We start from the raw sequence: 12,609 nt of genomic DNA on the forward strand, positions 1-12,609 counted from the left end.
GGTACACGGCGCCAGCAGGCGGTTCGTTGAATACGTCTGTGCTAGTTCGTTCCGCGGAAGCCCTTGCCGACGATCTCGGAGCTATCGACGATCGTGATAAAGGCACCCGGATCGACTTCGCGCGCATAGCGGCGTAGTTGCACGGCCTCGCGACGGCTCAGCACACTCATGATCACCGTCACGCACTTGCCCGAGAAGGCACCGTAGCCGCGGCTGATGGTCGCCGTGCGGTTGAGATGCTTGACGATAAACTCCTCGACCTTAAGGGGCTCGGAACAAATGACCGTGCAGACTTTGCGCAGGTGAATGCTCTCAATGGCTTTGTCGACCACAAGCGTCTTGGCAAACAGGCCGAGCACACAATACAGACCGACACGCGGGCCATACAAAAAGGCCGCGATGGTCACGATGCCGATATCGACCAGCAGCAGGGCACGGCCAATCTCGAGCGTCGTGCGGCGCTTGAGGATCATGGCAAGAATGTCCGTGCCACCCGTCGAGGCGCCGATATCAAAGACAATAGCGCTGCCGAGCGCCGGCAAGATGACGGCAAAGCACAGGTCGAGCCACATATCGCCCGTCAGAGAGACATCGGTCGGGATAAAGAGCTCAAAAAGCGAAACATAGGCGGACAACGCAAACGAGGCGAAGACGCTCCACAGGATTGCCTTGCGCTCCAAAAAGATAAAGCCCAAGACGACGAGAACCGCGTTGATAATCCACATAAAAACGCCGACGGGCAGGGTCGGGAACAGCGTGGACAGAATGACCGACACGCCCGAGGTGCCGCCAAAAGCAAAGTGATTAGGGGTTTTAAACGCAACGATGGCGAAGGCCGTAAGAATCAGGCCCAGATTGAGCTCGGCAAAAAAGCGCGGGAAGCCCGGCTCCTGGCTGCGCTTTTGACCGACACGCTCGCCGCGCTCGATATCGGTGCGATCAACCACGCGCTCCATCGGCACCACGGGAGGACGATGTACCTCCTCGGCAGCACGCGACGCCGCCTCTGCCGCAGCGGCCTCGATTGCCCATGCCTTGCTTTCTGTTTCGTGCTCGTCGGCCATTACGGCAACTCCTCGTTAACAATTTGGAAACAATGCGCTCATTAGGGTAACGCGGAACGCGGGGATTGCAACCCTTAGTTAGACGAGCGGTATGACTATATCGGGAGCGTACAAAAACGGCCGGCCACGCTTTTGCTTGCGCGGTCGGCCGTTTAACGTTTTCGCAGATAAAACCTGCCAAAACAAACCTGTCCCTTTTTGGAAGGTTATTCGTGCTGGCTGGTGCGGTGCTCGTACTCCTCGGGGGTGATGACGTCCTCGATGCGCAGGTTGACACCCGCCACCTCAAGGCCGGTCATCGCGGCAAGGCGCTCAGTGACACGTGCCTTGACATCGTCGAAGATCGCGGGCGCATAGGCTCCGTACTCGATAATGACGGAGATGTTGACGACCACGCGATTGTCATCGGTGACCTCGACCGTCACGCCCTTGGTCAGATTCTCGGCACCAAACTGCTCCTGCACAAAGTGCATGAGGTTACCCTTCATGCCCAAAACGTGCGGAACCTCGCGGGTGGCCATGGCAACGATCTTCTCGATCACACCGTTGGAATAGGTCAGCGAGTCCTCGGACTCGTCTGTTTCCTCATCATCCTCGTCCGCGTCATCGGCGGGCTCGGCCTCGACGAGCGCCTCGTCCTCGAGCGTTACGTCCTCGGCCTCGGCGGTGACGGTCTCGTCTGCCTCGAGCTCGGTATCGGCCACATCGACCTTCGTATTAAAAGCCATGGTTCCTCCTTATGCCTGCCGCGGATGCGACAGTCGAATACATATTAGCGGCCGCTAAACAGACGGCCGAAGAAGTTGACGATCCCGTTTTCGCCGTCGCGAATTTGGCCGATCACGGCGCCGATCAGCACGAAGAATGCAATGACGAGCGTGTCCCACAGGCCGAGCGTGAGCACCAACACGGCAAGGATAAAGCCAGCGACGGCACCGAGCGTGGTGTTGGGATGACGCACAGCATAGCTCCAGATGGCAGCGCCCGTACCCTTGATGAGACCCATAGCCTCGTCAAAATCCGCGGCCGCCGCGTCTTGTAACTCAGTTGCCTCTGCTTTGGAATCAACAGGTTCGCTCGCCGGCGTGGCGCTCTGGTCAATCGTCAGGCGCGGCGTACGAGCGGTCTTATCTTGATTGGTATCACTCACCGGAAACCTCCACGGTCTGGACGGTAGTCTTGGACGGCAAAAAACGGACGCGTGCGGTCGTGCCCGGCGTGCCGAGCATGGTGTCGCAGGCCTCCTCGATACGTTGCTGCATCGCAGTTGCAAGGGAGGCCACGTCCCGGTCGTCAAGCGCGATGGCGTCGACCTTAAAACAGACGCGCGATTCGTCGGAGCCCTGTACGCGCGCCTCGACGCGCTCGACCATCACGCGGTCGTCGCGCTCGGCAGCAGCCCTGGCACACGAAGAAAGCGCCGCGAGCGTGACCTCGATATTGCGCTCCCCCGCCGGATGCACGCAGGACGGCTCGCGACGAGCAAACATCAGGCGGGAGAAGCTTACCAGCACGCCGATCGCCACAACTCCGCCGCATGCCGTCACGACAATGCGCGGCATGGGGTCGCGCATCAGCAACATAAAGCGATACGTATACGGCCCCCAAAACTGGCAGACAAGCGTACCCAGCGCCACGATGGTAGCGGCAAGGTACACGATCGCTAGGGCTCGTTTGAGTACGCGCACGCGGCGCTCCCTTCAAATCTCGGCTCTCGAAATGCAAAACGGTTCGCATCATTATAAAAGAGCCGGGTCCGGTGCTCTACGCACGCGGATCCGGCTCATCTATTCCACGAGGCTTGCATGCTCGCTTCATTATGCCCAGATATGCACGGCTCAATCCGTGCGGGCGCTACTCCTCCTCCAGGGCAGCGATGACCTCGTCGGTCATGTCCATGGTGCTGTAGACATCCTGGACGTCGTCGAGCTCCTCAAGACGGTCGATCAGGCGCTGAACCTTCTTGGCGTCGGCGCCGGAGACCTCGGTCGGGGTGGTCGGGACCATGGTGGTCTCGGAGCCCTTGACCTGGACGCCCTGCTCCTCGAGCGCCTTGGAGACAGCCATGACCTCGTTGGCAGTAGTCCAGACGATCCACTCCTCGCCGGCGTCCTCGTAGTCCTCGCCACCGGCCTCGGCGATGGCCATCATGAACTTATCCTCGTCACCGGCAGCACCGTTGGCGATCATGGTCTCCTTCTTGGCGTTCTCGTCCAGGACCTCCTTGGCAACGACGATCTGGCCCTTGCGCTCAAACTGGAAGGCGACGGAACCGGAGGTGCCCAGGTTGCCACCAGCGTGGGAGAAGGCGGAACGGACGTCGGCAGCGGTGCGGTTGCGGTTGTCGGTCAGGCAGTCGACGTAGACGGCGACACCGGCGGGACCGTAGCCCTCGTACACGATGTTCTCGTAGACGGCGGCATCGGCACCCGAACCAAAAGCCTTGTCGATAGCGGACTTGATCTTGTCCTTAGGCATGGACTGAGCCTTGGCCTTGGCAACGGCAGCGGCGAGGCTGGCGTTGTTCTCGGGCAGCGGGTCACCGCCGAGACGGGCAGCAACGGTGATGTTGCGGCTGAGCTTGGAGAAGAGGGCGGAACGCTTGGCGTCCTGCGCGCCCTTACGATGCTTGGTTGTGGCCCACTTAGAGTGTCCGGACATACGTGTCTCCTATCGGTTTCGACCTAAAGCCCAGCGCAGATGCTCGGGCAATATAAACAAACGTCGTTATGATATACCTACTGGCCTGTGAGATAAACCCCAAAATGAAGGCGTCGTGATGATGACCCCTTTGGTGCAAAGAAACCTGACCCCCCATGCACCAAGTTAGAACCAGAGGAAGTCGCTGCGGGTGACGGTGGCGCCGATGACGAAGGGCATGCAGGCGATGACCGGATACAGGTAGCGCATGTAGGTCGAGCCATTACACGGACCAATCAGGCACACGGCGAGCACGCCCAACAGCGGCACCCAGATCGCCAGCGCACGCCATGAATGACGACGCAGCAGGTAGACCACCACGGCGATCATGATCCACACATAGGTGGCCGAGCTCATGGTGAGCGAGATAAAGGGAACACGCTGCACCGCCACACGGTACAGATTGATCAGGTGGTCGCACCAGCGCACCATGTTGCTGTCAACCGGATGGAAGTCGAAGTACTTGAGGTTGTCGGGGCGCGCCATAATCTCGGCACTACGCGCTGTGCTGTAGACCCAGGCATCGCGCGCGCTCGGATAAAAATAACCATAGTAGTTATTGATAAGCGCCGAGATATAGCACTCGGGATCCTTCTTAAACATCTGAGCCCATACCTCAAAATAGGCATCGATGTCCTCCTGCGAGGCATACTCGTTAAAGCAGTTCTTGACGGCATCGGACTTGTCAGGGTTGTAGCGGCGGCCCAGGTTCTCGTACTTGAGCACACGGTCGATCACGGCACGCTCTTCGTCGGTCACCAAGCCGTCGCAAGGAGCCTCCACAATGGTGCCGTCCTCCTTAACCGTGGGGTTGACGCCCGAGTTGAGGCCGTCGTGCTTTTGGACGAAACGAGCCGTCTGCTGGAACGGAATCGAGAGGATTTCGCGCTTGGAACCAGGCGTGATATCGTGCGCCGGCATAAAGACCTTGGTGAAGTACATATTAGAGGCAAGGCAGAGCGCGAGCACCGCGAGAACACCGACCCAGCGGAAACGCGGGATGGCGCCTGAAGGCGCAGCACCAGTCTGCTTGGCTGCACGACGAGCCACATGCACGTCCCATACGCAAAACGCCGCCGCGATTACGCATGCCGCCAGGGGAAACACCAAGCCGCCGTTGCGCAGGAACGTGGAACCCATGGCGCCCAGAGCAAGCAGCAGCCAGTCGTGGCGCGCAAAGAGCACGGGGGCTTTCTCGCCCGCTCGCTCGACATTGGCATCACGACGGGGCAAGCCACATGCCACGAGCTTGACGGTCTGTACCAGCAGCACCAAGAACGCGTCGGCAAAGAGCACGTCTTTGGTGAGCAACGCCGCGTAGTTAGAGAACATCGGCATAAACGCAAAGAACAGCAGGATCGCACCGCGAACCGGCAGGCTCACGCCCAGTTTGCGCAGCGACGAAATGGAATAGGCCATGCAGGCAGCCGTGATGACAAATTGAGCGCAGGTATAGATGGCAAGACCTGCGTTGGCGCTGTTGAACAGTGAAAGCCCCAGCTGGACGCACGAGCCGATAATGGCCGTGTGCACTACGGGATGATGCCCGTTGAGCAGCACGTTGGGGTTGAGTAGGCGCAGGTAGTCGCTCGTGCCGTTGGGATAGTTAAACCACTGGCGAATCTGCGCGCCCGTATCTCCCATAAAAAGGCCGGGCAGCGAAGCAACGAGCGTGGGCGCCCAGGCGATCATAAGCACCAGGAAGGGCCCGGCAAAGGGATGGACCGAGAGCACGGCGTGAGTTACACGCCATACGCGGCCAAAGTGCGCTTCGGAAAACGGAATGCGCCGAGAGCTCAGCCAATCTAGACACTCAAAGGCAAGGTAGAAGGCAACGACCGCCAAGAGCATCCAGCCCGCGCCGCCAATCCAGGCGCAGATGATGCGGGCTTTGTCGCCAAGGACAATCTCGGCCGAGTCGGTGAGATCGTAGCTGCGGCCGAACACCATACAGATGGCGAAGAACAGCGACGGCAGAATGATCGATGGACGCCAGGTGTCGCCACGGCCAAAGAACACGTAGCGAAACGGCAGAGTGAGCAAGCAGGCAAGCGCAAGCAACATGACCGCGTCGGTATGGCCGGCAAACGAGAGGAGCACCTCGTAGCACACGTACAGCATGCCCGAGGCGTTGGGGTCAATCGCCAAGACTGCGTTGCTCGACACCGGGGAGGGATCGATGGAAAACGCCGTGGTCGCCAACAGCGCGAGCAAAAATGCGATGAGCGTCTGCTTGGCAGGGTAGCGCTTAAACCAGACGATGCGGGCAGCGTCGCGCGCAGCCGTTGTGGAGAGGTCGGAATCCTTCACAGTCCGAAAGCCTTTCTAGAAACCTGCCAAAAAGGGACAGGTTTATTTTGGCAGGTTTTATCTGGGGAAACGTTACGGTTCTGTCATCGTTGCCCAGCGAACCACCACAAAGGTTCCTGTCCCCTTTGTGGTGGTTTTGGTGGTTAGGCGTCCAGGTAGACGCGCTGGGGCTGGTTGCGGCGACGAGCAAAGATGATGAGCGCCAGGCCCGCGATTACAAGCGGCAGGCTCAGCAGCTGACCCATGGTGATGACGCCACTCAGCAGATAGCCCAGCTGCGCATCGGGCACGCGCACAAACTCAACGAGAAAGCGGACGATGCCGTAGCCCATCACAAAGACGCCCATAAACGTGCCTTGGGGCAGTAGCGGCTTTTTGCGGCTGAGCACCTGCAGAATGCAAAAGAGCACGATGCCCTCAAGAAATGCCTCGTAGAGCTGGGAGGGGTGACGCGGCATATCGCCCGCAGTCCCGCCAAAGACCACGCCCCAGGGCAGATCGGTCGGCTTGCCCCACAGCTCGCCGTTGACAAAGTTGGCGCAGCGTCCCAGACATAAGGCCAGCGGAGCACCGATAACGGCAAGGTCGGCGATGGTCCAGGCGTCGAGCTTGTACATGCGGCACACGAGCACGCCGCCGATAACGCCGCCCACCAAACCGCCATGGAAGCTCATGCCGCCCTCGTTGGTGGCAAAGATCTCGAGCGGATGCGCCCAGTAGTAGCCGTCGCCGTAAAAGATGACGTAGAACAGGCGGGCGCCAATGATAAGGCCAAAGACCACGCCGACCACGACACTCGTCAGGTCGTCGACCGTAATGTCAAAACCCCAGCGACGCTGCGTGCGGTACATGACGACCGCCGTGAGCAGGGCACCGACCACGTAGGCCAGGCCGTACCAGTAGATGGTGATGGGGCCCGCCGAGATCGCGACGGGATCAAGCATATGGTAGAAGTCGTTGAGCATGTCGACCCTCCTACTCCCTACATACAAATGCGGCCGCGGGCCTTGCGCTCGCAGCCGCATATTTGGGCGTAACGTCTATGCGGAGTATGCCGTCCGCAGCTTTCGCATCTTAGAACGGCGCGTACTCGTCGTACAGGTCATCGGTCTCGCCGGAGGCATTGACCTGCTCGACACGCGTAACGCCGGGCACGTGCTCCTTGAGGATACGCTCGATGCCCATGGAAAGCGTCAGGGCGCTCATGGGACAACCGGCACAGGCGCCCTGAAGCTCCAGCTTGACGACGCCCTCGTCATCAACGCCTATATACTCCATGTCGCCGCCGTCGGCCTGTAGGTTGGGGCGAATCTCTTCAAGAACCTTCTTAAGCAGCTCTTCGTTAACAGCCACAGGGGCTCCTTTCTCACAATAACGCGGGCGCGCCCGCGGACAGAGCTATGTTACTACAGCCGTGTACCCGCTCACGAGCCGTCCATGCGCGCAGACGCGACTTTCACGAGTAGTCAATTTGGGACGGGCTCTTTTGGCTGCCTTTTGTTGCCAGCTGGCGTTGCCACGCGCTACTGCTGAGCCCGCCCCTCGGTGCCGATGTGAACATCGACGATAACCTGGCGGTAGCTGATGCCACAGGAGTCGAGGATGCGGCGGCTGATGCGTCCGTCATCGGTGTCGGCGTACTTGTTGTCCAGGTAGACGACCTCGCCCACGCCCACCTGAGCCAAAATCTTGGCGCAGTCGTGGCACGGGAACAGCGTGACGTAGACCGTGGAACCCTCGAGGTCCTTGAGCGAGCCACGGTAGTTGAGCACGGCGTTGGCCTCGGCATGGACCACGTAGTTGTGCTTGTCCTGCAGCGGGTCGTCGCTCGTACCCCACGGAAAAAAGTCGTCATTGAGCGCCGAGGGTGTACCGTTGTAGCCCACCGAAAGGATGCGGTGGTTGGTGTTGGCGATGCACGCACCAACCTGCGTGTTGGGGTCCTTGCTGCGGCGCTGCGCGGCGATGGCCACACTCATAAAGAACTCGTCCCAGCTAATGACGTCCAGGCGCTTGCCTGACGAAGTTTGATGAAGATCGTCCGACATTGCAGACACCTCCGTAATCGCAATAGTTTGACCCATTGTAGCAGGTGAAAGGTGGGGGCGTTTATCCCACCGGAGCCCTCACCTTTACACGCGGCGGGGCTTTTGGTTGATGCGATAGAGCTCGGCGAGACCCCGCAACGTCAGCGCATCGTCGACCGTCAGACTGTGACCGACCAGCGACGCGAGTGCCTCGGCATCGTCGCCGGTAATGACGATGGGCACGCTGCCCTCCCCCGCGGCCTTGGTCGCGCGCATCTCGGCAAGCACCATGTCGAGCATGCCGTCGATGCGGGCCACCTCGCCCAAAACCACGCCCGAGCGCATAGCCTCACGCGTGTTGCGGCCGATGACGTGTGTCGGCGCCGAGGGCTCAACCTGCGGCAGGCGCGCCGCAGCGGCCGAAAGCGAGCGGGCGCCAAGTGCCAGACCCGGCGCGATGACGCCGCCGACAAAGGTTCCGTGCGTATCGATGACCTCGATATTGGTCGTAGTGCCCAGGTCGATCACGATGCACGGAGAGCCGTAAACGGCCCGGGCCGCCACGGCGTCGGCGATGCGGTCGGGGCCGATCTCGGCCGGGTCGTCGTAGTGGACGGGCATGCCGGTCTTAAGTCCCGGCCCCACCGTGAGCACGCGCCCCGTGCAGATGCGGGAAAGCGCCGTCTTCCACGGGCGCTCGAGCGCCGGCACCACGCAGCTCAGCACTGCGGCCGCGGGAACGAGTGCACCCGGCATGCCCGCATCGGCCGCTAGCGCGGCCATGACTTGAGCGAGACGCATGCGCGCCTCGTCTGCTGTGATGCTCGACGGCGTGGTGATCTCGCACGTCGCAAGCGGGCATTCCTGCGCCGCGGCCGAATCCTCGGCAAACAGGCCAAAGCGAATGAACGTGTTGCCCACGTCGACCGTCAATATATATGCGCACCCATTAAGCATCGTCGGCGCTCCTTTCGTCTGCCCAGCAGTATATCGCCTACCTAAACCAGTCATCCCAGGTAGTCATTTTGGGACGGGGCTATTTTAGCTACCCCAATATGTCGGTTGATATTTGCCCCAATCCCAAATAATTCGTCGACTGTCAAAGGGTAGCTAAAATAGCCCATTACAGTTTGAGCCGTCCGAAAGGGCGGCTCTTTTCCGTTGCACGGTTATACGATTGAGCCGTACCGGTGGTCGCTGGCCGACCGCCCCGGACGGCCGTCAGCCCCTGCCCCGTAGAGGGCCCGGGACGTGTTGCCGCCGGGGCGGGAGGGGCCGCGGGGAACGACTGATAGAGATGTGCCGGGCCCGGACCGGGCCACGGCGGGGTAATGTGGGTGTCGCTTCCGCGGCTAACGGCCGGCTCAAGGGAGAGGATACACCATGCCTGCAGCAGAGACGCCCGTGGCCTACCTGGGGATCGACGTCGGGAAGAGCTCGCACAGCGCGTGCGCGCTCGATGCGGGAGGGGGCGTCGCCTTCAGGGCCGAGCTGGCAAACAGGCCCGACGACATCGACCGGCTGCTCGAGCGGGCCGGCTCCGGCGCGCTGGTCGTCGTCGACCAGAAGCGAAACATCGGCGCACTGGTCCTCGCGCGCGCCCATGCGCACGGGAACCCCTGCGCCTACCTGCCCGGATATGCCGAGAAGCAGGCCCGCGGGATGTTCCCCGGCATCGCGAAGACCGACGCCATCGACGCCGAGGTGATCGCGCGCACCGCGCTCGGCGTGCCCCGCGCCCTCAGGCCGGCGCCCGAGGAGCCCGAGGGGACCGCCTCGCTGCGGATCCTGTCGTCGCAGCGCGAGTTTGCGTCGTCCGCCAGGACCCGCGCGAAGAACAGGCTGCGCGCGACCCTGCTCGAGGCCGACCCCGCGCTCGAGGGCGCGGTCGACCCGTCGAGCCGCTGGCAGGTGTCGATGCTGGCCGAGTTCGGCGGGGCCGCCGGGTGCTCGGCCGCCGGCTGGCGCAGGTTCTCGAACGCCGCCAGGCGCGCGGGCGCCCCCGCGGCGGGGGCCAGGAGGCTCTGGGAGGCGCTGCTGGCCTCGTCGCGCTCGGGAAGGCGGCTCCCGGCCGGCGAGGACGTCGCGGTCCGGATACTCGCCCGGGAGATAGCCTCCCTCGACGCCGACATCGAGGAACTCGACTCGCTCGTGGCCGACTCGCTGGCGGGCGACGAGGTCTACGAGTGCCTCCTCACGGTGCCCGGGATCGGCCCCAAGACCGCCGCGGCGCTGGTGACGTCGATCGACATATCCGCGTTCAGGGGGCACGACGAGCTCGCGAGCTATTGCGGCGTGGCGCCGTCAGACAGGCGCTCCGGGAGCAGCATCAGGTCGACGTCGCCTCAGCACGGCGGGAACAGGCGGCTCAAGAACCTGCTCATATTCAGCTGCAACTCCCTCATCGGCACGGACAACAGGTTCGGGAGGTACTACGGGGAGTGCAGGGCGAGGGGGATGAGGCACAGCAAGGCGCTGAAGGCGGTCGCGAGGAAGAGGCTCAAGGTCATCTACGCGATCATGCGCGACGCCGTCCCGTACGCGGCCTAGCGGGCGGCGGGATCAACCGAAGAGGAAACCAAGCGGGGGCGCCAGATGCCCGGATGCGTCATGCCGAAATGGCGCGAAGCACGCGGTTGACAAAACTATAGAGACACGTCCCAAAATGACTACCTTGCCGCTATACTGGTGCGCGGTCGTTTGCGAGCTCACGCGGCGGCCCTTGGTAACCCGACTTCCCGCGCCGTATCCGTAGCGGCGCTCCCGGGGGAAGCGGATATACGCAAAGGAGTTTTATATGAGCAATCCCTCGAACCGCGCTTCGATGCGCGGGCAACTCACGCTGCGCGGCGTCGTCATCGGCGTCCTTGGCTGCGTGATCATCACGGCAAGCTCGGCCTACACCGCCCTCAAGATGGGCGCACTCCCCTGGCCGATCGTCTTCGCTGCCGTCATTTCGCTGTTCTTCCTTAAGCTCATGGGCAATGCCAGCCTCAACGAGGCCAACGTCACCCACACCATCATGTCCGCGGGCGCTATGGTCGCCGGCGGCCTGGCGTTTACCATCCCGGGCGCCTGGATGCTGGGCTATGCCGACCAGATCAGCTGGCTCGACATGTTTATCGTGGCACTCGCCGGCACCATCCTGGGCCTGCTGGCCACCGCGCTCATCCACCGTCACTTTATCGTGGACGCCGCGCTTGAGTTCCCCACCGGCAACGCCGCAGCTCAGACCTTGCGCGCGACCGAGGCTGGCGGCAAAACCGGCAAGCAGCTCTTTGGCTCCATGGCCATCGCCGGCATCTATAGCGTGCTGCGCGACGCCCTGGGCATTGTGCCCAGTATGCTGTGCACGCTCAACATCCCCGGCGTGACCTTTGGTATCTACAACTCGCCCATGCTGCTCTCCGTCGGCTTCCTCGTGGGCTTCGCCCCGGTCGCCTTCTGGTTTGCCGGCGCCCTGCTGGGCAACTTTGGCATCATCGTGGGCGGCACCGCTGCCGGTCTGTTCGACGTTGTGACTGCACAGGGCATCGTCAAGTCCCTGGGCATGGGCCTCATGATGGGCTTTGGCGTCGCCGTCGTCCTCAAGGACATCCTGCCGCAGGTCGCCGGTATCGTCCGCGGTCTTGCCGCCGACAGCTCCACCGACACCGACGAGCAGTCGCTCATCTCGGGCTCCCTTAAGCTCGACGCCGGCATCATCGGCCTGGGCGCTGCCGCCATCGCCGTGATCATCGCCATCGTGCTTGACCTTGGCCCCGTTCCGGCCGTCATCGTGACGCTGTTCACCTTTGTCACCACCATCATGAGCGCACAGAGCTGCGGCCAGACGGGCATCGACCCCATGGAAATCTTTGGCCTCATCGTTATGCTCATCGTGGCTGCCTTCGCTCAGATCGCTCAGGTCAAGCTGTTCTTTATCGCCGGCATCGTAGCCGTGGCGTGCGGCCTTGCGGGCGACGTCATGAACGACTTTAAGGCCGGCGCCGTGCTGGGCACCAACCCGCGTGCGCAGTGGATCGGCCAAGCCATCGGCGGCATCGTGGGCGCCCTGGTCGCCGCCGCCGTCATGGTCGCGCTCGTCACCGCCTATGGCCCGGACGCCTTTGGCCCCGACAAGAGCTTTGTTGCCGCGCAGGCAAGCGTCGTCGCCACCATGGTCTCGGGCATCCCGAGCGTGCCGTGGTTCGTTGGCGGCTTTATCGCCGGCATCGTCATGTACTGGCTCGGCATTCCGGCCATGATGATCGGCCTGGGCGTGTACCTGCCGTTCTACATGTCACTCACGGCATTCCTGGGCTCCTGCGTCAAGCTCGCCTACGACAAGTGGTCCGCCCACCGCGACGCCACCGCTGGTCTTTCTGACGAGGAGAAGGCTGCCAAGGACGCCGCCTTCCAGGAACAGGGCCTGGTTGTCGCCAGCGGCCTGCTCGGCGGCGAGTCCATCGTCGGCGTTATCCTGGCGTTTGTCTCCGTGGGTCTGAGCCTGCTGGGCTAAGCTGAGC

12 protein-coding genes are annotated in these 12,609 nt (G+C 62.2%); 2 read left to right on the forward strand and 10 right to left on the reverse strand.

The annotated features are described in order from the left end of the window. Positions 1-41: 41 nt before the first annotated feature. The 10 genes from LCQ44_RS01350 to LCQ44_RS01400 all read right to left on the reverse strand — a co-directional run bounded on the left by LCQ44_RS01350 (position 42) and on the right by LCQ44_RS01400 (position 9,058). Positions 42-1,064, reverse strand: coding sequence for a YitT family protein (locus tag LCQ44_RS01350; protein WP_196032031.1), 1,023 nt, complete (start codon positions 1,062-1,064; stop codon positions 42-44). Positions 1,065-1,270: 206 nt separating this feature from the next. Further along, complete coding sequence (locus LCQ44_RS01355) at positions 1,271-1,792, reverse strand: Asp23/Gls24 family envelope stress response protein (protein WP_195568595.1); 522 nt, start codon at positions 1,790-1,792, stop codon at positions 1,271-1,273. A 44-nt stretch (positions 1,793-1,836) separates the two neighbouring features. Then, positions 1,837-2,214, reverse strand: a complete 378-nt coding sequence (locus tag LCQ44_RS01360) for a DUF2273 domain-containing protein (RefSeq protein ID WP_040358983.1) — start codon at positions 2,212-2,214, stop codon at positions 1,837-1,839. Beyond that, positions 2,207-2,752 carry an alkaline shock response membrane anchor protein AmaP gene (locus LCQ44_RS01365; protein WP_225093861.1) on the reverse strand — a complete coding sequence of 182 codons (546 nt, stop codon included), beginning with the start codon at positions 2,750-2,752 and terminating at the stop codon, positions 2,207-2,209. The genes LCQ44_RS01360 and LCQ44_RS01365 overlap by 8 nt, the downstream gene beginning before the upstream one ends. Positions 2,753-2,918: 166 nt before the next feature. Then, on the reverse strand, positions 2,919-3,725 hold the full coding sequence (locus tag LCQ44_RS01370; RefSeq protein ID WP_225093862.1) for a YebC/PmpR family DNA-binding transcriptional regulator: 807 nt from the start codon (positions 3,723-3,725) through the stop codon (positions 2,919-2,921). A gap of 165 nt (positions 3,726-3,890) precedes the next feature. Further along, positions 3,891-6,074, reverse strand: a complete 2,184-nt coding sequence (locus tag LCQ44_RS01375) for a DUF6020 family protein (protein WP_225093863.1) — start codon at positions 6,072-6,074, stop codon at positions 3,891-3,893. A gap of 143 nt (positions 6,075-6,217) precedes the next feature. Continuing rightward, a complete protein-coding gene (gene lgt / locus LCQ44_RS01380) occupies positions 6,218-7,039 on the reverse strand; it encodes a prolipoprotein diacylglyceryl transferase (protein ID WP_225093864.1) in 822 nt (273 codons plus the stop codon). 109 nt (positions 7,040-7,148) lie between these two features. Continuing rightward, the gene (locus LCQ44_RS01385) at positions 7,149-7,427 is read right to left on the reverse strand and encodes a NifU family protein (RefSeq protein WP_022094472.1); all 279 of its coding nucleotides are present in this window, start codon (positions 7,425-7,427) and stop codon (positions 7,149-7,151) included. Positions 7,428-7,597: 170 nt separating this feature from the next. After that, positions 7,598-8,122, reverse strand: coding sequence for a deoxycytidylate deaminase (locus LCQ44_RS09990; protein ID WP_161115098.1), 525 nt, complete (start codon positions 8,120-8,122; stop codon positions 7,598-7,600). Between the two features lie 84 nt (positions 8,123-8,206). Further along, complete coding sequence (locus tag LCQ44_RS01400) at positions 8,207-9,058, reverse strand: type III pantothenate kinase (protein ID WP_225093865.1); 852 nt, start codon at positions 9,056-9,058, stop codon at positions 8,207-8,209. Positions 9,059-9,484: 426 nt separating this feature from the next. On the opposite strand from LCQ44_RS01400, the gene LCQ44_RS01405 reads away from it, so the two are divergent. Both LCQ44_RS01405 and LCQ44_RS01410 read left to right on the forward strand, forming a co-directional pair. Continuing rightward, the gene (locus LCQ44_RS01405; protein ID WP_225093809.1) at positions 9,485-10,651 is read left to right on the forward strand and encodes an IS110 family RNA-guided transposase; all 1,167 of its coding nucleotides are present in this window, start codon (positions 9,485-9,487) and stop codon (positions 10,649-10,651) included. A gap of 247 nt (positions 10,652-10,898) precedes the next feature. Continuing rightward, positions 10,899-12,602 (forward strand): OPT/YSL family transporter, encoded by a 1,704-nt coding sequence (locus tag LCQ44_RS01410; protein ID WP_225093866.1) that lies wholly within the window; start codon positions 10,899-10,901, stop codon positions 12,600-12,602. Positions 12,603-12,609: the final 7 nt, after the last annotated feature.

The sequence above is a fragment of the Collinsella aerofaciens genome (assembly GCF_020181355.1).
Lineage (GTDB): Bacteria > Actinomycetota > Coriobacteriia > Coriobacteriales > Coriobacteriaceae > Collinsella.

Coding starts and splice junctions, on each gene's coding strand:
- LCQ44_RS01350 (WP_196032031.1), bottom strand. CDS start 1,064: ATGGCCGACGAGCACGAAACAGAAAGCAAGGCATGGGCAATCGAGGCC.
- LCQ44_RS01355 (WP_195568595.1), bottom strand. CDS start 1,792: ATGGCTTTTAATACGAAGGTCGATGTGGCCGATACCGAGCTCGAGGCA.
- LCQ44_RS01370 (WP_225093862.1), bottom strand. CDS start 3,725: ATGTCCGGACACTCTAAGTGGGCCACAACCAAGCATCGTAAGGGCGCG.
- lgt (WP_225093864.1), bottom strand. CDS start 7,039: ATGCTCAACGACTTCTACCATATGCTTGATCCCGTCGCGATCTCGGCG.
- LCQ44_RS09990 (WP_161115098.1), bottom strand. CDS start 8,122: ATGTCGGACGATCTTCATCAAACTTCGTCAGGCAAGCGCCTGGACGTC.
- LCQ44_RS01400 (WP_225093865.1), bottom strand. CDS start 9,058: ATGCTTAATGGGTGCGCATATATATTGACGGTCGACGTGGGCAACACG.
- LCQ44_RS01405 (WP_225093809.1), top strand. CDS start 9,485: ATGCCTGCAGCAGAGACGCCCGTGGCCTACCTGGGGATCGACGTCGGG.
- LCQ44_RS01410 (WP_225093866.1), top strand. CDS start 10,899: ATGAGCAATCCCTCGAACCGCGCTTCGATGCGCGGGCAACTCACGCTG.